19 protein-coding genes are annotated in these 20,465 nt (G+C 29.8%); all 19 read left to right on the forward strand.

Annotated elements, in window-relative coordinates; translation table 11 throughout:
- A complete protein-coding gene (locus tag ACVC43_RS05125) occupies window positions 1–525 on the forward strand; it encodes a thermonuclease family protein (protein ID WP_452223500.1) in 525 nt (174 codons plus the stop codon).
- Window positions 521–814: a DUF6804 family protein gene (locus tag ACVC43_RS05130; RefSeq protein ID WP_452223569.1), complete on the forward strand. Its 294-nt coding sequence runs from the start codon at window positions 521–523 to the stop codon at window positions 812–814. The genes ACVC43_RS05125 and ACVC43_RS05130 overlap by 5 nt, the downstream gene beginning before the upstream one ends.
- Complete coding sequence (locus ACVC43_RS05135) at window positions 811–1,167, forward strand: hypothetical protein (RefSeq protein ID WP_452223501.1); 357 nt, start codon at window positions 811–813, stop codon at window positions 1,165–1,167. Before ACVC43_RS05130 ends, ACVC43_RS05135 begins: the two co-directional genes overlap by 4 nt.
- Window positions 1,168–1,267: 100 nt before the next feature.
- Complete coding sequence (locus ACVC43_RS05140) at window positions 1,268–1,987, forward strand: hypothetical protein (RefSeq protein WP_452223502.1); 720 nt, start codon at window positions 1,268–1,270, stop codon at window positions 1,985–1,987.
- Window positions 1,988–2,043: 56 nt separating this feature from the next.
- Entirely contained in the window at window positions 2,044–2,451 is a 408-nt protein-coding gene (locus ACVC43_RS05145) for a hypothetical protein (protein ID WP_452223503.1), read from the forward strand.
- Window positions 2,452–2,490: 39 nt separating this feature from the next.
- Complete coding sequence (locus ACVC43_RS05150; protein ID WP_452223504.1) at window positions 2,491–2,868, forward strand: PH domain-containing protein; 378 nt, start codon at window positions 2,491–2,493, stop codon at window positions 2,866–2,868.
- Window positions 2,869–2,948: 80 nt separating this feature from the next.
- Complete coding sequence (locus ACVC43_RS05155; RefSeq protein WP_452223505.1) at window positions 2,949–4,226, forward strand: DUF2130 domain-containing protein; 1,278 nt, start codon at window positions 2,949–2,951, stop codon at window positions 4,224–4,226.
- A 15-nt stretch (window positions 4,227–4,241) separates the two neighbouring features.
- Window positions 4,242–4,664 carry a hypothetical protein gene (locus ACVC43_RS05160; RefSeq protein WP_452223506.1) on the forward strand — a complete coding sequence of 141 codons (423 nt, stop codon included), beginning with the start codon at window positions 4,242–4,244 and terminating at the stop codon, window positions 4,662–4,664.
- A gap of 120 nt (window positions 4,665–4,784) precedes the next feature.
- Window positions 4,785–6,428, forward strand: a complete 1,644-nt coding sequence (locus ACVC43_RS05165; RefSeq protein WP_452223507.1) for a type I restriction-modification system subunit M — start codon at window positions 4,785–4,787, stop codon at window positions 6,426–6,428.
- Entirely contained in the window at window positions 6,425–7,633 is a 1,209-nt protein-coding gene (locus ACVC43_RS05170; protein ID WP_452223508.1) for a restriction endonuclease subunit S, read from the forward strand. The genes ACVC43_RS05165 and ACVC43_RS05170 overlap by 4 nt, the downstream gene beginning before the upstream one ends.
- 54 nt (window positions 7,634–7,687) lie before the next feature.
- A complete protein-coding gene (locus tag ACVC43_RS05175) occupies window positions 7,688–7,897 on the forward strand; it encodes a hypothetical protein (protein ID WP_452223509.1) in 210 nt (69 codons plus the stop codon).
- A gap of 3 nt (window positions 7,898–7,900) precedes the next feature.
- On the forward strand, window positions 7,901–10,141 hold the full coding sequence (locus ACVC43_RS05180; RefSeq protein ID WP_452223510.1) for an AAA family ATPase: 2,241 nt from the start codon (window positions 7,901–7,903) through the stop codon (window positions 10,139–10,141).
- The gene (locus ACVC43_RS05185; protein WP_452223511.1) at window positions 10,131–11,414 is read left to right on the forward strand and encodes a 5-methylcytosine restriction system specificity protein McrC; all 1,284 of its coding nucleotides are present in this window, start codon (window positions 10,131–10,133) and stop codon (window positions 11,412–11,414) included. Before ACVC43_RS05180 ends, ACVC43_RS05185 begins: the two co-directional genes overlap by 11 nt.
- Before the next feature lie 6 nt (window positions 11,415–11,420).
- On the forward strand, window positions 11,421–14,636 hold the full coding sequence (locus ACVC43_RS05190; RefSeq protein ID WP_452223512.1) for a type I restriction endonuclease subunit R: 3,216 nt from the start codon (window positions 11,421–11,423) through the stop codon (window positions 14,634–14,636).
- A 19-nt stretch (window positions 14,637–14,655) separates the two neighbouring features.
- Window positions 14,656–15,159 carry a TIGR00725 family protein gene (locus tag ACVC43_RS05195; RefSeq protein ID WP_452223513.1) on the forward strand — a complete coding sequence of 168 codons (504 nt, stop codon included), beginning with the start codon at window positions 14,656–14,658 and terminating at the stop codon, window positions 15,157–15,159.
- Window positions 15,160–15,164: 5 nt separating this feature from the next.
- A complete protein-coding gene (locus ACVC43_RS05200; protein ID WP_452223514.1) occupies window positions 15,165–17,357 on the forward strand; it encodes a glycosyltransferase family 2 protein in 2,193 nt (730 codons plus the stop codon).
- A complete protein-coding gene (locus ACVC43_RS05205; protein WP_452223515.1) occupies window positions 17,350–18,150 on the forward strand; it encodes a M20/M25/M40 family metallo-hydrolase in 801 nt (266 codons plus the stop codon). Before ACVC43_RS05200 ends, ACVC43_RS05205 begins: the two co-directional genes overlap by 8 nt.
- Before the next feature lie 2 nt (window positions 18,151–18,152).
- On the forward strand, window positions 18,153–19,586 hold the full coding sequence (locus tag ACVC43_RS05210) for an asparagine synthetase B family protein (RefSeq protein WP_452223516.1): 1,434 nt from the start codon (window positions 18,153–18,155) through the stop codon (window positions 19,584–19,586).
- A 1-nt stretch (window position 19,587) separates the two neighbouring features.
- Window positions 19,588–20,259, forward strand: coding sequence for an arylamine N-acetyltransferase (locus ACVC43_RS05215; RefSeq protein ID WP_452223517.1), 672 nt, complete (start codon window positions 19,588–19,590; stop codon window positions 20,257–20,259).
- Window positions 20,260–20,465: the final 206 nt, after the last annotated feature.

The raw sequence follows: 20,465 nt of genomic DNA on the forward strand, positions 1-20,465 counted from the left end.
ATGTCTAAGCTTTGGTTATATTCAGTATCACTTGTAATATTAATATTTTCTTTTAATATAGTTAGTGAAATTAAACCAACTATAATTAAAGGAAAAGTAGTTGGCATTATGGATGGCGATACTTTTAAACTACTAACAAAAGATTCAACAACCGTAAAAGTAAGGCTTGCTAACATTGATTGCCCAGAGAAAAAGCAACCGTTTTCAACAAAAGCAAAGCAGTTTGTTTCAGAAGCTATTTTTAGTAAAGAAGTAACTGTTCAAGTTTTAAAAAAAGACAGATACAGAAGACTAATTGCTAATGTATTTTACGGAGACTCGATTAATCTAAACCATGAATTAGTTAAAAACGGATTTGCCTGGCATTACGTAAAGTATTCAAAAGACACTATTTTACAAAGCTTAGAAGATAAAGCAAGAAAAGATAATGTTGGTTTATGGGCAGATAAAAATGTGATGTCACCTTGGGAATGGAGAGCCAATAAAAAGAGACTTTACAAATTGAAAAAGCAAAAAAATGATTGAAAAGCTAATTAAAGTTATATTAACCATACTATTGCTTTTATGTTTATTAAATATGCCGTACGGTTTCTATGAATTAGTACGTTTTCTTGCATTAGTAGGTTTTGGCTATTTAGCATTTGATGCTTATAAAAAAGAAAACAAAATACAAGCCTTTGTTTATATCGCTTTGGCAATACTGTTTCAGCCACTTTTTAAAATAGCTTTAGGTCGAGAGCTTTGGAACATAGTAGATGTTATAGTCGCTATTGGCTTAATAATTTCATCATTTGTAAAACCTAAATCGAAATGAAAACATTAAAAATAGTCTTATTCATACTATCGTTTGCTTTTTTTAACAGTGTTATTGCACAAAACGTATACACAACTAAAACAGGAGAGAAATATCATAAATCTAGCTGTAGGTATTTAAAGTATTCTAAAAAGGAATACACATTAAAAAAAGCTTTAGCATTAGGTTTCGTGGCGTGTTCTGTATGTAAACCTACAAAAAGCAATCTGTCTTCTAGTTTAAAAGCAACCTCTAGTAGTAATAGTTCAACTTCAAGAACAGCTACAGCAAGTCAATGTACAGGTAAAACTAAAGCAGGCAAGCGTTGTAAACGAAAAACTAAAAGCGTAAATGGAAGGTGCTATCAACATTAAATACTCTAATATTATTTATTGTTTACGGTTTTCCGTAGTGTATTGTTTTTAATTAAAGTTAGGTTAGCAACTTATTTTAACTTAATAAAAACTTTAACTAATGAAAAAAACTATTCTAACAATTCTAATCGTCTTTTATCTAACTCCTAATAATGTTACAGCGCAAAACGAGGGAGCAGTAGCTGCTGTAAGTGGTCTATTAGCAATAGGAGTAGGTATCGCTGCTGTTGACCAAATGAAAGAACAAGCAGAGCTAACCGCTACACAATGGGTATTAACCAACCAGCCAGAGCTAACTAGTTTCTCTCTTAAAACATTAGACTTTGATGGCAAAAAGGTAAAAGATATGTCTACAACCTCTGTAATCTCATTTAAACTACAAGAATTTACTCCAGGCGATAAACCTGAATTAAATGGTAAAAAGCAAGTGCTATTCGGTTTTACAAGTCGAGGTTGGATTAGCGAATATGGCATTGATTTCGAAAAAGTAAGATGGTATCTCATTGATGATGCCGAATGGATGAACATGATGGTCGCTTATGTAAAAGTTGCCTCTAGTGAAAGTAATAACAGTACAATAGTGTCTACTTTAAAGGAAGGTAAAGTGGTCAATAGAGGTGTGAAAGTAAAAAGCAAATTAGTCATCCCTTTTTTTAAGTTAGAAGGTGACATGTATGTGGTCACAGATTACTCATCAGAAATGAAATTATTATATAATGAAAGGTCTTTAGGTATTTTTCTAAAAGAAACTAAAGACCTCGTGCAAATAGGAAGAGGTGACATTATTAATATTCATGACTTCTTTTTTGATAAAGATTAAAATTACCTAACTTTTTTATATCTATTAACACTAAATAAACAAAATCTTTATTTGTTATGAAAAACGTTTTTTTCCTAATTTTATTAATCCTCACAACAACAAACGTTAGCTCACAAATAGGAGCAACAAAGTCTATAATACTTCAAGAGCATGAAAATTATACCATCGAAGTTGCAGACGATGGTACAGAGTATATTTCCTATGTGGTTGAGTTTGAAAATTACAATCAAATAGTAGCTTGCTATCTTACTAAAAAAGAAGAAAATGAAGAACAATTATGCTATCGTGTATTATTTATTGAGCCTAGTTCGGAAACTAATAATTGGGTAAGATACTTCAATAGTAAAAATTTTGTAAAAGTCGACAATATGACTTGGAAAGACTACGAGCATTCAATTGTGTATAAAGTTGCAGTAAAAGATGATAATTGCCTAGTTGTTAAACACTTCGACAAGGAACTTTAATCTATAATTATATTAAACAAATCAAAAAAATAAAAAACCATGGGATTACTTAACAAACTATTAGGAAACGCAAGCGAAGTATCTGCCGAGAAATTAAGTGAGAAATACGGACGTTTATTAATAGATAACGAACAAATAGAATTAGGTTTTATATTGTTTAGAGACGTATTTATGTTTACTAACAAACGTCTAATATTAATTGATGTGCAAGGACTAACTGGTAGTAAAATAGAATACAAATCTATGCCATACAAAAGCATTTCAAGATTCTCGCTAGAAACCTCTGGAACGTTTGACTTGGATGCCGAATTAAAAATTTGGATCTCTAGCGAAAACATACCATCGGTAAGTAAGAAATTTAATAAAAGTATAGATGTTTACGTAGTACAAAAATACTTAGCTGCAAAAGTAATGTAAGAAATTACTTTAGTAATTTTATATTAAATACTATTTTTAAGGCGAAAGCCAAATCAATAACTTTTAATTAAAAAAAGAATATGAACGAGATTATATGTCCAAATTGTGATAAAGCGTTTAAAGTTGATGAAGCTGGTTTTGCAGATATATTGAAACAGGTGCGTGATCATCAATTCGAAGAAGAATTAGAAAAGCGACTAGTACTCGCTGAGAAAGATAAAGAAAATGCTGTTAAGCTTGCAGAAGCTAATTTGAGAAATACATTACAAGAACAACTCTCGAAAAAAGATAAAGAATTAACCGAATTAAAAGCTAAAAGTGATAGCGAATTTGCCGAAAAGCTGGCTAAGAAAGAATCGGAAATTTCAGAATTGAATTCAAAAATTCAGAATGCAGAAATAGAGAAAAAACTAAAGGTTTCTGAAGCGATTAAGGATATCGAAAAGGAACGTGATAATCTTGCTAATGATTTAAAAATTAAAGAAACTGAAAAACAATTACTTGAAAAATCTTTAAATGAAAAATTTAGTAATGACCTTAAAACTAAAGATGATTTCATCAGAATAAAAGATGAAGAAATTGCTTTTTACAAAGATATGAAGCAAAAACTCTCCACTAAAATGCTAGGCGAAACATTGGAACAGCATTGTGAGGCCGAATTTAACAAACTTCGCGCAACTGGTTTTCAAAATGCCTATTTTGAAAAAGATAACGACTCAAGAGGTGGTAATAAAGGTGATTTTATTTATAAAGAAACAGATGAATTTGGTAATGAAATTATTTCAATTATGTTTGAAATGAAGAATGAGAACGACGAGACAGCTACAAAAAAGAAGAATGAAGATTTTTTTACCAAACTAGATAAAGATCGTACGGAAAAGAAATGTGAATATGCAGTTTTTGTATCTTTACTTGAATCAGAAAATGAATTCTATAACACGGGTATAGTGGATGTGTCACATAAATTTAATAAGATGTATGTAGTACGACCTCAATTTTTCATTCCTATAATTACGCTTCTTCGAAATGCAGCAATGAATTCAATGCAATACAAAGCAGAACTAAATTTAATTAGAAACCAAAATGTAGATATTACCAATTTTGAAGAAAAAATAAGCGTATTCAAAGAAGGTTTTGCTCGAAATTACGATTTAGCTAGTAGGAAGTTTAAAACAGCTATAGATGAAATTGATAAAACCATTAGTCATTTACAAAAAACAAAAGAGGCTTTGCTATCTTCAGAAAATAATTTGCGTCTTGCTAATAACAAAGCAGATGATTTAACAATTAAAAAGTTAACTCATGGGAACCCAACGATGAAAGCTAAATTTGATGATCTTTCAAATAAAAATAATTAAAAAACAAAAATGTTTATGATGCGATTGTTCTATCTCTTTTGTGTTCTATTTGTTTTATCTCAATTAAGTTTTGGGCAAACATTGCATTTGTATGGTGGAAGTAATCATGATGTTTACTTAGGCTGTTTGAATTGTAATAATTACAACAGTAGCTCTATCTGGAATGAATACGGAACCTATGGAAGTAGTTATAATTCAAAATCAATTTGGAATAAATTTGGAACTTATGGAAGTGAATATAATTCTTTATCACCTTGGAATAAATACAGCTCAAATCCACCAGTGGTAGTAGACAAAGAAGGCAATTTCTATGGATATTTTACAGTCAATTCATATAAAACTAAACGGGCAGATTTTAGTCTTGCTCTAACCATTTATAAGTACCATGATGAAATTTGTGAAAACGTAGGCTCATGGTATGATAAAATTTTCGATTAAAGGCTAAAACTTACTTAGATTAACTTTGACAGTAATAGGCTTTTTGTATATTGAAAGTCAAAATATTTATTAGTAAATAGCGCCTCTATCGAGTCGCTTTATTTGTTTAAAAAGCCATAAATGAACCACCAAGATATAAAACAATTAGAATCAGAACTTTGGGACGCAGCAGACGACCTTAGAGCAAATTCTAAACTAACAGCAGCCGAATACAAAGACCCATTATTAGGTTTAGTATTACTACGCTTTGCACAAAACCGTTTCGAAGATGCTAAAATAGAAGTAGAAAGTAAACTGCCTATTAACCCAAGAACAGGAAAAAAACGCGAAGCCAATAAAGGAGATTATGCAGGAGCAGGCGCCATGTTTATTTCAGAAAAAGCAAAGTACGATTATTTAGCAGACTTACCAGAAGGCGAAAATATAGCCGAAGCCATTAACAATGCCATGAAGCTTATTGAAGCAGAATATCCAGATTTAGAAGGTATTCTACCAAAAAGCTATCAAGAATTTGATGAAAAGCTATTACGCAATCTCGTACGTGTTTTTAACAAAGATGCTGTAAAAAACGCAAAAGGCGATGTGTTTGGACGTATTTACGAGTTTTTCTTAATGAAATTCTCTATGCAAGGTGCAGGCGCACAGGAAGGTGGAGAGTTTTTTACACCACCATCTTTAGTAAACCTTATTGTAAATTTTATACAGCCTAATCACGGAATTGTACACGATCCTGCTTGTGGTTCTGGTGGTATGTTTGTACAAACAGCACACTTTATAAAAGACAAAGAAAACAAAAGCGTAAACGAAGCCATAACCGTTTATGGTACAGAGCTAAAAAGTAACAACACACGTTTAGCTAAAATGAACCTTGCCATACATGGTATAGAAGGTAAAATTATAGAAGCCAATAGTTTTTACACTAATCCACATACTCCAAAATTAACTGGAAAGTGCGATTTTGTAATGGCGAATCCACCATTTAATGTCGATAAAATTGATGCGAAGAATAAATTTTTAGCGGATGATGACCGTTTACCATTTGGTGCCCCATTAACAGGAAAAGGAACCATAAGCAATGGTAACTATTTGTGGATGCAATATTTCCATTCGTATTTAAATGCAACAGGTCGCGCAGGTTTTGTTATGGCAAGTTCTGCAACCGATGCAGGTAATGCCGAAAAACTAATACGCCAAAAATTAATAGAAACAGGCGATGTAGAATGTATTGTAGCCATAAGCAATAACTTTTTCTACACACGTAGTTTACCTTGTCACGTTTGGTTTTTTAACAAAGGAAAAACCAAAGCCAACAAAGACAAAGTGCTCATGATAGATGCACGTAACACCTTTAACAAAGTAAGCACAACTATTAACGATTTTAGCGACGAACATTTAGAAGGGTTAACTGCAATTCTAAATTCATTTAGAAACAACGAACCATCATTAAAACCGTCATTGCGAGGCGAAGAGCCTGTACTGAGCGCAGTCGAAGTAAAGCAATCTCATGATGGGAACGACTGGCTAAAAACCCACTTCCCAGAAAACAAATACCAAGACGTAGAAGGCTTATGCAAAATAGCTTCTATAGAAGAAATTAAGGAACAAGACTACAGCCTAACACCAGGACGCTACGTTGGTGTAAAGATTGATATTGATATGGATTTTGACTACAAAACACGACTAACAGAAATACATACCGAATTAGCACAACTCAATACCGAAGCCAATAGTTTAATGGAGCAAATACAATCGGTGAAGTTATGAGTCAAGATTGGAAACAAATAAAGTTAGGTGAAGTTTGTAAAATCAATGATAAGAATATTAACAAAGATTTTAAATTTAATGATATTACGTATTTAGATATTTCTTCAGTTGGTTCTGGAGATGCTCAACTTGATAATGTAGTTTCTATTAAAGAAGCACCTTCTCGAGCAAAGAGAATCCCAATTAAAGGAGATTCAATAATTGCAACAGTGAGACCTGGAAATAAAACTTATAGTTATTTGAGTGATTTTCCAGAAAACACTGTCGTATCAACTGGTTTTGCTGTTTTAACACCAATTAGGGATAAAATAGATTCAAGATATTTGTATTATATCATTTCAGAAAATTCTTTTACGTCGTATTTAGTATCTGTTGAAAAAGGAGCAAATTATCCAGCAGTAAGTGCAAAAGATATTTCTGAAGCTAAAGTCACTATTCCACCACTAAAAACCCAACGCAAAATAGCATCCATTTTATCAGCATATGATGATTTAATAGAAAACAACCTAAAACGCATTAAATTATTAGAAGAACAAGCACAACAAACCTATGAAGAATGGTTTGTACGTTTTAAGTTTCCTGGTTATGAAGATGTGGAGATTGATGAGGTAAGTGGTTTGCCTTTTGGTTGGGAGATTGCAAGACTTGATAAATTTGCAGACTTCAAATACGGTAAAATGCCTAAAAAAGGAATGCTTACAGAAACTGGTTTTCCTGTTTATAGTGGTTATCGAGTAACAGGATATTGCAATGGTTATTTATTTGAAAATCCAACTTTAATAATTGTAGCAAGAGGTGTTGGAGGAACTGGAGATGTAAAAATTGCTCCAGCCAAATGTTGGTTAACAAATCTATCTATTGCTGTTTTAGTGAATGATGATATTAAACAAAGTTATTTGTATTATCATCTAAAAGATTCAAATTTAAGGTCTTTAGATAGTGGTGCAGCACAATCACAAATTACAATTACATCTTTAGAACCATATTCTATAAAAGTACCAAATATAGAATTGCAGGAGAGATTCGATATATATTATACAAAGATATTTACAATGGTCTTAAATCTTCAAAAACAAAACCAACACTTAAAAGAAGCACGCGATATTTTGTTACCACGTTTAATGAGTGGGATGATAGATGTTGATGGTTTGGAGGTAGATGCAGGTTTGGGTATGGTTGCGGAGGAGCGTGAGAAATATAATTAGAGAAAAAGTGTCGTTTGCTTTTTTTCTACATATTTATATTAAAACAATATATTTATGAAAAAGACAATTAACGAAAGAATAAACGAATTAGAAACTTATGTATTAGGTTTAAGAACTATGATTAAAGTTACAAATAACGAGATTTTAGTCAAGGGTTTTGTACCAAATAAATTGCAAGAATTACAATTAGAGCATTTAGCAAGTCAAGGTAGAAAAGCTTTGAAAGATATAAATATTTTGCGAAAACAGATAAATCAATTATAATTAATGAATCAAAAACTAGATTTTTTAACTAAAGATTTAATAGATCAAGCAGTTTTAGAGATTGACAAAAATGGTGTGCCTGATAATAGACAAGGTACAGAATATGCAGTATCCATAAATGGAAAAAACTATCCATTTAAATATATAATAACAGAAGCTGCAAAATTGGCAAATGTAAATCTAATAGCAGGAGATTTTAGTAGTAATGCACATTATAGAGCTGTATTTAAAGAAATGTCTGGTTACCCAATTGTTAATTTAAACCATAAAATGGACTATTTTGATTTAATACAATTACATAACTATAAAAATGATATTGGTAAACCTTACGATTCTGATAATCTAAGTACTAAATTGTACTTTGATACACGTAAAAAATTACAATATTTAGGAGATTGCTTGTCTAAAGAATTAGGGATTCCTTTAAAAAATAATTACAACGAAAAGCCAAATAAAATGGCTGGTCAAGGTAAAGGGTTTGTTTTAAAAGAATATATATTAACTGGTTTTTTACCAAGTAAGTATTCCAAGTTTGGGAATAGTGTGTTTTTAAAAATGACGTTTCATGGTTTTCAATCTAACTTTCAGTTTGGGTTTGATATAGATGTTAACTTTTCAGATGAGAACAACACATTTAATCAGTTTCGTGACCAGTTTCAAAAGGAAGTAAATTGGAAAATTCCTGTAGATAATACTTTTCCCAAAAATTGGAATGATTTAATAGAGATTGCCACACCAATTTTTAAAAAGCAAGTAGAATACTTAGAACGTTTTTTATCAAACAAAAAAGAAATGAGCGAGTTAAATAGTTATATTAAAATTTTAAAACACAAAAAACAAATCATTTTACAAGGACCTCCAGGAACTGGTAAAACCTATACAGCAAAAAAGATTGCAGAGCAATTGGCAGGTAGAAGAAGTGTTTCTAAATATAATGCTTTAACAGTAGAGATTATAATAGAAGCGCTAGAGGTTGGCCAAAAAATAGCTAATGCAAGTGGAAAGCAAGATTATTACACTATTAATAGTATTAATGACGAAAACGTAGAGCTTCAATCTGAAAGAAGTCAACCTTGGAAACCAAAATATAAAAATATTATTTCTAAGTATAATGAACTTGTTGAAGGAGAAAAACCAAGCAATGTACATGCTTTTGAACCTTATGAATTAGCAGTAGCTAAATACTTGTATAAATTAATAAAACCTTCTAAAGTAAAAACTGAATCTAATTTTACTTTGGTGCAGTTTCATCCATCTTATAGTTATGAGGATTTTGTACGAGGTATTTCTGTAAAAAACGAAAATGATAGTATTATTTATAAAACTGAAAATAAGGTTATTGCAAAATTATCAGAATTAGCATCTAAAAAGAATGCTTTAGAAGATTATAATATTCCATTAGAGTATAGAAGTTTTTTACATCAAAAAGGAGAAGAAGCAGAGCACAACGGAACGCACTATTATTTTAATAAAGAAAAAACAATTAGATTAAAAGATGTTCCAACGTCTGAAACTGATGTTGGTAGAATGCGATATGAAACACTTGCAGATAATGGTAACTGGTATATGGCAACTTGGGTAAGTATTGAAAATAAATATAACCTTGACAATTGGAACGATCCAGCGTATCATAAGCTAGATAATTTTAATAATGCATCTCATTATGCTATATGGCAGGATTTTGACGCGTTTGTTAAAAAACTTCAAAACAACGATTACGTATTAATTATTGACGAAATAAACAGAGCAAATTTACCATCAGTTTTAGGAGAACTTATATACGCTATAGAATATAGAGGAGAACCTGTTAATAGCATGTATGCTATAGATGGAGATTCTGCTATTACTATTCCAGAGAATTTGTACATCATTGGGACTATGAACACAGCAGATAGAAGTGTTGGTCATATAGATTATGCTATAAAACGTCGTTTTGCTTTTGTTGATGTTCCTCCAAATGCTCAGGTGATTATTTATGATAAAGCAAAAGCTTTATTTGGATTAGTCAGTGAGCTATTTGAAAAAAAGAATAATTACTTAGCATCAGATTTTGAATCTAAAGATGTTAAGCTAGGACATAGTTATTTTTTGTTAGATAATAAAAGTGATTTAAGTGAGTCAGAGCAATTACAATTAAAACTAGATTACGAAATTTTACCAATACTAAATGAGTATATAAAAGATGGTTTGCTATTAGAAACTGCTAAAGATAAATTAAAAGAAATTTCAGAATTTGAGTGTTAAACTGTTAACATATAGGGAGCATTATAATAATTGGGTTAAAGTTGAAGACGCAAAGTATTTAACGCAATCGTTTTATCAAGATTGTTTTTCTAAATCTCATAAACAAAATGTTTATAATGAGCCTTGTTACACCATTACTAAGCGTACGGAAGAAAATCCAGTTTATTATTTAGAAACAGGCTATTTTATTGGTCTAGATTGGTTAGAAGTCAATAAAACTGCTATTCATGTGGTTTCTAAAATTAATGATGATTCACAAGAAGTCGATTTTGTAAATATGTTGTTTTCGGCTTTAAAGCATCCAGATATTTCTAAAGAGATAAAAGAGCTTTTTGTTGTAAAATGGGACCAACCAACAATTGAGATTAGTCAGAAACAAGATTTACTTACGCCTTTTTTAGTGGTAGAGTTTCTAAGTCTTTTAAAACAAATCGTTAGAAAAGGATTAAAAAAATCCTATTACAAAGTAGAGCAAAATCTTCAAGGTAGAGTAAAAGGAAAAGTACAAGTATCTAAAACTATAAAACATAACCTTGTTAAAAATAAAAACCTTTATACCTATTGTAGTTTTGATGAATTTGGCATCAACAATAAAGAAAATAGATTATTAAAAAAAGCGTTACAATTTATAAAACGCTATTTACCAACGTACACAAAACTTACTAATCATAAAGACTTACAAAACACCTTTAATTATATAAATCCTGCTTTTACTCAAGTATCAGACAACATAGAAATTACCGAGATTAAGCACACTAAAACCAATGTGTTTTATAAAGAGTATGAGCAAGCATTATATCTAGCAAAGCTTATTTTAAAACGTTTTGGTTATAATATTTCTAATACAATAAAGGAAACAGTACAATCTCCACCTTTTTGGATAGACATGACCAAGTTGTTTGAGTTGTATGTATTGGGTTTGTTAAAAGTCAGATTTCATAATCTAGTTAAGTTTCAATTTAAACATTATGGTAACGAGTTAGATTACCTATTAAATAATGAAGACTATCAAATGGTTATAGATGCTAAATACAAGCTTAAATATTTAAATGGTAAGCATGATGAGGATATAAGACAAGTAAGTGGTTATGCGCGTTTAAAAAAAGTTTATGATGCTTTAAACAAAGAACAAGGAGAGGTTATAGATTGTTTGATAATTCATCCAGACCAAAATGGATTAGAAAATTTATTGGATGTAAAATTAAATGATTCACCAATCGAACATTATTACGATGTTTATAAACTTGGTGTTAAACTGCCATTAGTAAAATAATAAAGGATGAGCTACGAATATTCAGAAGACGGTTTAATAGAAAATGCAACGCAAGATGTTTTAGAACAATTGGGTTGGATAGTAGTTTCCGCATGGCATAAAGAATCTTTTGGAGACAACGGTTTGTTAGGTAGAGAAGATAAAAGCGAGGTAGTTTTAACGCATTACTTATTACAAGCGCTTAAAAAATTAAATCCCAATCATCCTGAGTTAGCGTATCAACAAGCTATAGATAGAATCACTCAAAACGTAGCAGACCAAACTTTAGGTTTTATAAATAAAGAAAAAAGTAATTTACTTAAAAATGGTGTTCCTGTAAGTTATACTAACGATAAAGGAGAATTGATAAAAACCAAACTAAAGGTTTTTAATTTTAATGATTATCAAGATAATCACTTTTTAGCAGTACGTCAATTAGAAGTTTTAGGAGAGTTATATTTAAGACGACCAGATGTTATTGGTTTTGTTAATGGTATTCCGTTAGTGTTTTTTGAGTTAAAAGCACATCATCAAGATTTACGTCATGCGTATAACGATAACTTAAAAGATTATAAAGATGCTATACCACAAGTGTTTCATAATAACGGATTTGTTATTTTAAGTAACGGTTTAGATGCAAAAGTTGGGACCATTACTAGTAAGTATAAATACTTTTTAGACTGGAAACGTATAGAAGAAGATGAAGAAGGAGAAGTAAGTTTAGATACGATGTTGCGTGGTACTTGCGACAAGCATCGTTTAATGGATATTTTTGAAAACTATTTATTATTCGATGATTCTGAAGGTGATGTGGTAAAGTTAATGGCTAAAAATCACCAATATATTGGTGTAAACAAAGTGATTGAAAACGTAAATAATATAGAAGATTTAGAAGGGAAGTTGGGTGTGTTTTGGCATACGCAAGGTTCTGGAAAGTCTTATTCTATGGTGTTTTTATGTGAAAAGATTCACAGAAAATTAGGAGGTTCTTATACCTTTTTAATTGCTGTAGATAGAACCGAATTAGAAAATCAATTATACGATACCTTTTCTGGTGTTGGCGCAGTAAACGATAAAAACTGTATTGCAGGAAAAAAGAAAGGGATGACTGGTCGTGAGCATTTGCGTGAGTTATTGTCTGAAAACCATCGTTATGTGTTTTCTTTGATTCATAAATTTTCTATAGATCCAAAACTAGAAACCGAATATCCATTAATTACAGATCGTAAAAATGTAATCGTTATTAGTGATGAAGCCCACAGAACACAATCTGGAACCTATGCAAGAAACATGCGTTTTCATGGTTTACCAAATGCATCATATTTAGGGTTTACTGGAACTCCAATTATAAAAGAAGAAGAAGAGTTAACTAAAAACATATTTGGTGAGTACGTTTCTGTTTACGATTTTAAACGTGCCATTGAAGATGAAGCAACCTTACCACTGCGTTATTTAAATAGAGGAGAAAAGTTAGATATTACCAATCCTGAGTTGGATGCAAAAATGGCTGAGGTTTTCGAGAATGAAGATTTAGACGACGACCAAAAGAAGAAACTAGAATATTTGTTTAGTAGAAATTATCCAATTCTTACAGCGCAACCAAGATTAGAAGCAATTGCAAAAGATTTAGTCTGGCATTTTAATGAAAGAGGTTATCAAGGTAAAGCCATGTATGTGGCTTTAGATAAACCTACAGCAGTTAGAATGTATCAGATGATTCAAGGTTATTGGCCAGAATACCTAAAAGAATTAGAAGAACGCATAAAAAACGCAGAAGACCAACAGGAAGAACAAGAACTAAAACGTAAATACAATAAAGTAAAAGAAACAGAAGTTTGCGTTGTAGTAAGTAGCGAGCAAAACGAAGTAGATAAATTCCGTAAAATGAATTTAGATATTGAAGTGCATCGTAGAAAAATGGTGGAACGTAACCTAGAAAAAGAATTTAAAGACGAAGAGAATCCATTTCGTTTAGCCATAGTATGTGCCATGTGGATTACTGGTTTTGATGCACCTTGTGTCTCTACTGTTTATTTAGACAAACCCATAAAAGGACATACGTTAATGCAAACCATTGCAAGAGCAAACCGTGTGTATGACGATGAAAAGGAAAACGGTTTAATTGTAGATTATGGAAACGTATATAAGCAATTAGAACATGCATATTCGGTATATGGAGAAGGCGGAAAATCTGGAGGGAAAGATAAAGGGTCAGGAAGTCCTGTGGAGCCATTAGAAGATGTTGAGGTTGAGTTAAAACAAGCTATAAAAGATGTTAAAGCGTATTTAAAAGAATTGGACTTTAAACTTCAAGACTTAAAAGATGCAAAACCAATTTCTAAGATTGCTAAAATTAAAGACGCAACAGATTGTGTGTGTTTAAATGAAACCACACGTACTACTTTTGAAATGATGGCTAGAAATGTATTTAGAAAATACAAAGCTTTATTTCCTAATGATAAATTAAAAAAGCACGTTAAAGATTTTAATGCAATCGAAGCAATTTACACGGCTTTAAACCAAAATGTAAAATCGGCTGATGTAACACAAATTATTATGGAATTACAAGCTATAGTAAGCGATAGTGTTGTTGTTCAAGATAACGAAGTTAATGAGGATGAAGAAGAAGTGTATGTAGATTTGTCATCTTTAGATTTTGATAAATTGAAAGCAGCCTTTGCTAAAACGCCTCGTAAAAACACGTTGGTTTTTAACTTGCAGGAAGCTATAGAACAGCAATTGGAGCAAATGCTAAAAGAAAATCCGTTACGTATTGAATTTTATGAGCGTTACAAAGAAATTATAGAAGAGTACAACAAAGGAAAGAGTTTAGAAGATACGGTTAAGACTTTTGATAATTTATATGATTTTATAAAAGATTTATCTTTTGAAGAGCAACGTGTGGTTAGGGAAAATCTTAAAGATCAAGAAACTCTAGCTATTTTCGATTTACTAAAAGAAGGAAAGGAATTAACAAATAAAGAGCTTAAAGAAGTCAAAAAAGTGGCAGCTAAAACATTAGAAACACTAAAGTCTGAAAAGCTTAAAATTGAAAATTGGAGAGAAAGTAGACAGATAAAAGCACAAGTTAAAAGTGCGATTTATGATAACCTGTTGTATTTACCTCAAGATTTTTATAGCGATGAAGAAGTAGGTATTAAAACAGCCAATGTTTATCAGCACATTTACACTAATTACTATGGTAATAATAAGAGTGTATATAATCAAAAGCGAGTTAAATAAATATAATAAGAATTAGTGAATGATTAAGATTGGAGTAATAGGTCCTAATAAATCGGTTTGTAGTGATGCGTTGTATGATTTTGGAGAGAAGTTAGGAAAGGCAATATCAAAAAAAAATCGATTGTTTTTTAATGGTGGAGCAGGTGGTTTTATGGAAGCAGTTAGTAAAGGTGTGAAATCTTCTAGCGAAACGTTTGATAGCCAAACAATAGGTGTTTTACAAGGAAATAAAGCAGAAGAAGCTAATAAATATATAGATATAGCTATACCAACAGGAATGGGAATAGCACGTAATATTATTTTGGTAAATAGCTCAGATATTATTATTGCAGCAGGAGGAGGAGCAGGTACTTTATCCGAATTAGCTTTTGCATGGCAAAAAAAGAAAATAGTTTTATGTGTTACTCAATTTGGTGGTTGGTCTGAGGAATTAGCAGGAAAAAATCTAGATCATAGATTGAAAGATTTATTAATTCCTGTAAAGACTATTGAAGATATTGAGGATTATATTAAACAGATGTAAAGAGAATGGTTGTTTTTACAGTTGTAGTTACTTGTAATAGAGTAAAGTTATTAAACAGAGCACTAAAGTCTATTCAGAATCAAGTACGAAAACCAGATTATGTTGTAATTGTTTCAAATTCCCATCAAAAAAATCAGATAGAAGAACAAGAGTTATGCAAGACTTATAACTTTGATTGGATTAAAAATAAAAGAACAAATAATTATTCAGGAGCTTTAAATACAGGAATAGAATATTTTATTAGTAGTAATGAAATTGTTGATACTGTTTATTTTTCGTCACTTGACGATGATGATGAATGGCATTGTAATTATTTAGAAACAATTACTTTAAATACTGCAAATGAAGATATAGTTTATGCTAACTTAATAAGAAAAAATTTAAAAGAAGAGTCCTATTTAAAATTACCTAAACAGTTAGATTCTCATGATTTTTTAAGTGGAAATCCTGGAGTTGGAGGCTCTAGTACTTTTGTAAGATTGAAAACGCTTTTAAAAGCAGGTGCTTTTGATGAAGCAATGGATGCTACAGTAGACAGAGATTTATTTGTAAGATTATTTCAATTAAACCCAAAATATAAAGTTATAGAAAATAATTTAGTAACTCTTTATGTTGAAAACTCACGACAACGTATAACAAATAATTTGAAGCTAAAAAAAGAGAGTTACAGGTATTTCTATTATAAATACCAACATATTATGAATTCTCAAGATAGGCAACGCTTTTTTAGCAGAGCAAAAAAATTATTTGAATTAGACGAAAAAGATATTATTGTTCCTAATAAAAAACAGGAATTGGTTAATAAACAAGAAATACTATTTGACGATTTTAAAGATTTTGAATTTATTGTAGGTTTTATAGCTGGAGATAAAAAAACTTCAGAAAGAATTATTGATTCTATTATAAAAAAAACTATACGAATTGATAAACTGTTGATAATAGATAATCTATCTTCTTTTGAAAATTTCGATGATGTAAAACAGAAATTAGTAAAGTCTAGGATAGAGTTTACAATCGTACCTAGAAAGGATTGGGAGAATAATTTAATTTTAGGGTATTACGGTGAGTACTTTAAAAAATTTAATAAAATTAACTCTATTCCTATTGGTAGGACAATACTTCAACATCATTTGTTTACGGAATCTATATCATTTAAAAACCCAGTGTATTGGGTTATAGATGATGATATAACTTTTTCAAGTACACATGGTAATAATATTTGTTCAAAAACAGATTTGTTCTCTATAATTAATAACTATAAAGATAAATACGATGCATTAATAGGTAGTGTAAGTAAAGATCCTCCATTACCTTTTTTATCAACAATAAGAGTGCAATTAGTGGATTTGGTTTATAGTATTCATTCTAAAAATAAAGAGGAGTTAGATTATAAAAGTCTTAAAGATTTAAAGGATTATTATTACGATATATCAGATGCACACTTTACACATATAGAATCACCTATTTATTATTCTTATAGTATAGAAAAGGATATTATTCACATTTTTTCAGGGAAATCAGTTTCTAGACCAGTTTTACAAAAAACTGAGATTTATCACTCAAATTTTGTTAGCAATAGAGGTCCTAATACCTTGATTTTTAATAGAGATTTGTTGCGATTTTATCCTGTTGTTAATTTAGAAGTAAATGATAAGTTTGTAAGAAGAGGTGATTTGTTTTGGGCACTTTTAAATCAGTCAATATCTAATAAAAAAATTGCAGAACACACTTTTTGTTTAGATCAGAATAGACCTATTCAAAATTTTAAGATTGAGCACGAACTTGACAAATCCGCTAATGATTTAATTGGTTATGCTTTTAACAAGGCTATAATAAAAACAATCGAAGATATTAAACAGAAATCAAAACCAAATAATCCAAATGACATTTATGAAAGATTAAATGAATCTAGTTATTTTAATATTTTTTTAGAGGAATATAAAAAGAATATTATTAAAAGAAAATCTCGATTTTTAATGAATTATTATAGAATATATGGACTTTTAGAAATATTAGGTGAAGACTATAACTTTATTAATGATTACTATAATCAATTTACAAATCCTGTTCTAAAAGAACATTTTCTAGATATTATTGAGGTTTCCGAAAATAAAACAATGTTAAAACAATTTATAGAGTCTTTATCTACCACAATATGGTCTTATTCAGAATCAATTAGAAAAAACATATATGATTAATATTTTAAAAAACTTTATCTCTATTAAGACGATAGCAAATGATAAAGAAGCAAACCTTGAAGGAATTAAATTAGTTAAAGAATTATTAGAAAAAATAGGTTTTGTAATATCTGTTGAAGGAGATAGCCCTTATAATCAACCAGTAATAATAGCGAAGTACATTAATATAGATTCTTCAAAAAAAGTAACTCTATATAATCACTACGACGTTGAAAAGATAAATAGAAAAGAAAAATGGGAAACGGATCCTTTTGTTCTATCGGAAAAGGAAGGTAGGTATTATGCAAGAGGCATAGCTGATAATAAAGGGATTTTAATTTGTCGCATATTTGCCTTGTTAGAAATGAAAGAAAGAGGACTTGAATTACCAAATATATTATGGATTATTCAAGGAGAAGAAGAGGTTGCAGGAAATACACCTTTTAAAGTGATACCAAAACATATTACTGAATTTGGTTCTAAAATATATGTTGAGGAAACAGGAGTTAATAAAGGCGAAACACCAGTGATTTTCTATTTGCCTATTACTCAAAACCAGCCTGCTTTCTTAACAGAATTAAACATTGTAATATATAATGGTGAAGCTATTTTTGATAATAGGAGCTTAAGTAAATTTACAAAATGTCCTTTTGTTTCTAATATACCTGATGATGGTTTTTATATTGGTTTTGGTCCTAATGATAGTAAGTCTAATATACATAGAGAAAATGAAAGTTTAGATATTCTAAAATTAGAAAAACATAAAGAAGTATTTATTAAGTTTATACAATGGATTAATAATACTAATATATAAATATGTGTGGTATTGTTGCTTTAATAGGAAATCAAAACCCTAAAGCTATAGAAGAATGCCTACAGCTTTTAAAGCATAGAGGTAAAGATGGTTCTAGAGTATATCAAGATAATACTATTTCAATAGGCTTTAATCGTTTAGCAATTAACGATATATCAGACAATGGAATGCAACCATTTGAATATGGAGACTATATTGGTGTCTTTAACGGAGAAATTTTCAATTATAAATCTTTAGCAAAAGAAAATAATATTTCATTAGTTTCTAAATCTGATACTGAAATCATTTTACCCTTGTTTACTAAGTATGGAGAAGATGTAATTCATCTTTTAGATGGATTTTATTCAGGTTTAATTTATAACAAATTAACTTACAAAGTATATACGATAAGAGATTATATTGGAAAAAAGCCTCTTTTTTATGGTTCTAGTTTTAAATTTAAATTTATAACTAGTGAGTTAAAGAGTATTAGTGATATAGAATATTTTGAATCTGTTCCAAGAGGTTTTTCTGTTATCGAAAATAACACATTATCAAAAAATGTAGAACATCAATTTTTAAGTCAATCATCAGTAGATTTAAAAAAAAGAATAATAGATGCTGTTAAAAAAAGAATCCCAGAAAATCATGATATTCCCTTTGGTGTTTGTTTAAGTGGAGGATTAGATAGCTCAATAATTGCCTCAATAGTTAATAGGTTAACTAAAAATGTGATTTATTATACACTAGTAAATTTTGATAGTGAAGATTATAAATATGTTAAGAAACTATCTGTTTTTTTAGGCATTGAAAAGCAATTAAAAATAATATCATTACCAGCTCCAATTGAATTGGATAAATTAATAGATAGATTAGTTTATCAAACAGAAAGTTATAATCCTTCTATAATAAGTAATGGGTTAGCAACATACGTTTTATCAAGATATGCTTCAGAGGATGGTTTGAAAGTAATATTGTCAGGAGAAGGTGCAGATGAGTTATTTTGTGGCTATAAAATATCTGATGACACAGAAGTCACAAGAAAAAAAAGTGCAATCTTAATTAATAACCTATATTATACAGAGTTAAGACGATTGGATTTAGCTTCAATGGCAAACACTATTGAAGCTAGGTGTCCTTTTTTAGACAAACAAGTTTATGAAACTTCTTTAGACTTGACGCTAGACCAATTAATAGATAAGCAAATATTGAGGGATTTATTTATTAATGAATTACCAAAAGATATTTTATCTCGAAAAAAGACATCATTCGATGTAGGTTCAGGAATTAGGAAATTAATAGTGGAACATCTTGAAAAAAACAATCAATTAGAAAGGTCTTCTTTAAAAAAAATATGGTTAAAATATTACCCAGAAAGATTAGCTGATAAAAATTACTTTCATCAATATCCTGTTTTTGATGAAGCAATTGATAAAAGAGGAATTAAACATAGATAAGTTGAGTGAAATTGATAAAATAGAATTTTTATTATTGAATGAATTTAAGACAGTTCCTTTTCATAACCTGTTTATGTTAAATAATATTCAAAATAGACAATTCTCTTTAGGAGGAACCTGTTCAGATAAAGTTTTAAGTTTTAAAAAAGTACTATTCAATAACGGTATTAAGAGTAATCTCCATTCATCTTTTATTAATGGAATAGAGTGTCACAGAATGCTTTCTGTTATTATTAATAATAAAAAATACTTTATAGATGTTGGTTCTGGATGGCCATCAGTTAAATTGTTTCCTGAATTTGAAGAAATTGAATATTCTGTTTATGGCATGAATTTTAAAACAGAAGTAAAGGATACGGAAATTGTTTTATATCATAAATCTAAATCGTCTAAGGAGTTTAACAAAATGACTGTTATACCTAAACTCACAAAGTCAGAGGGAGATATATTAATCGATATTAAAAACAGATTTGTTGATTCTTCAAATTATCCATTTCAAAATAGTATTAGATTTTCAATAGTAAAGAATGATAAGTTTTATTTTATTAAAGGAGATCTATTACGGGTTTATTCAGGTGAAGAGATTAAAGAACTTATACTAAATGAAAATAGAATTTTAGATTTCATAAAAGAAAAATTTAATTTTTCAGTGAAAGATGTTAATTTAAAATAAATCAAATGGAAATAACCCAACTCTCAGGAACTTACCTAATAATAGGCAAAAACAAAGACCAGGAGGCTTAAGCCTATAAAGGCAAATTAGACCTATACTAAACGAGCACAACCAATTTATTGCCAAAAGGTTAATAAACAATTACCAAGAACAATTTGGTATAGGTTTCTTTAAAAATAATATTTTAATTAAAAAGGCGATAACGA

This window comes from Lacinutrix chionoecetis (assembly GCF_053604665.1).

Coding starts and splice junctions, on each gene's coding strand:
- ACVC43_RS05125 (WP_452223500.1), top strand. CDS start 1: ATGTCTAAGCTTTGGTTATATTCAGTATCACTTGTAATATTAATATTT.
- ACVC43_RS05135 (WP_452223501.1), top strand. CDS start 811: ATGAAAACATTAAAAATAGTCTTATTCATACTATCGTTTGCTTTTTTT.
- ACVC43_RS05140 (WP_452223502.1), top strand. CDS start 1,268: ATGAAAAAAACTATTCTAACAATTCTAATCGTCTTTTATCTAACTCCT.
- ACVC43_RS05145 (WP_452223503.1), top strand. CDS start 2,044: ATGAAAAACGTTTTTTTCCTAATTTTATTAATCCTCACAACAACAAAC.
- ACVC43_RS05150 (WP_452223504.1), top strand. CDS start 2,491: ATGGGATTACTTAACAAACTATTAGGAAACGCAAGCGAAGTATCTGCC.
- ACVC43_RS05155 (WP_452223505.1), top strand. CDS start 2,949: ATGAACGAGATTATATGTCCAAATTGTGATAAAGCGTTTAAAGTTGAT.
- ACVC43_RS05160 (WP_452223506.1), top strand. CDS start 4,242: ATGATGCGATTGTTCTATCTCTTTTGTGTTCTATTTGTTTTATCTCAA.
- ACVC43_RS05165 (WP_452223507.1), top strand. CDS start 4,785: ATGAACCACCAAGATATAAAACAATTAGAATCAGAACTTTGGGACGCA.
- ACVC43_RS05170 (WP_452223508.1), top strand. CDS start 6,425: ATGAGTCAAGATTGGAAACAAATAAAGTTAGGTGAAGTTTGTAAAATC.
- ACVC43_RS05175 (WP_452223509.1), top strand. CDS start 7,688: ATGAAAAAGACAATTAACGAAAGAATAAACGAATTAGAAACTTATGTA.
- ACVC43_RS05180 (WP_452223510.1), top strand. CDS start 7,901: ATGAATCAAAAACTAGATTTTTTAACTAAAGATTTAATAGATCAAGCA.
- ACVC43_RS05190 (WP_452223512.1), top strand. CDS start 11,421: ATGAGCTACGAATATTCAGAAGACGGTTTAATAGAAAATGCAACGCAA.
- ACVC43_RS05195 (WP_452223513.1), top strand. CDS start 14,656: ATGATTAAGATTGGAGTAATAGGTCCTAATAAATCGGTTTGTAGTGAT.
- ACVC43_RS05200 (WP_452223514.1), top strand. CDS start 15,165: ATGGTTGTTTTTACAGTTGTAGTTACTTGTAATAGAGTAAAGTTATTA.
- ACVC43_RS05205 (WP_452223515.1), top strand. CDS start 17,350: ATGATTAATATTTTAAAAAACTTTATCTCTATTAAGACGATAGCAAAT.
- ACVC43_RS05210 (WP_452223516.1), top strand. CDS start 18,153: ATGTGTGGTATTGTTGCTTTAATAGGAAATCAAAACCCTAAAGCTATA.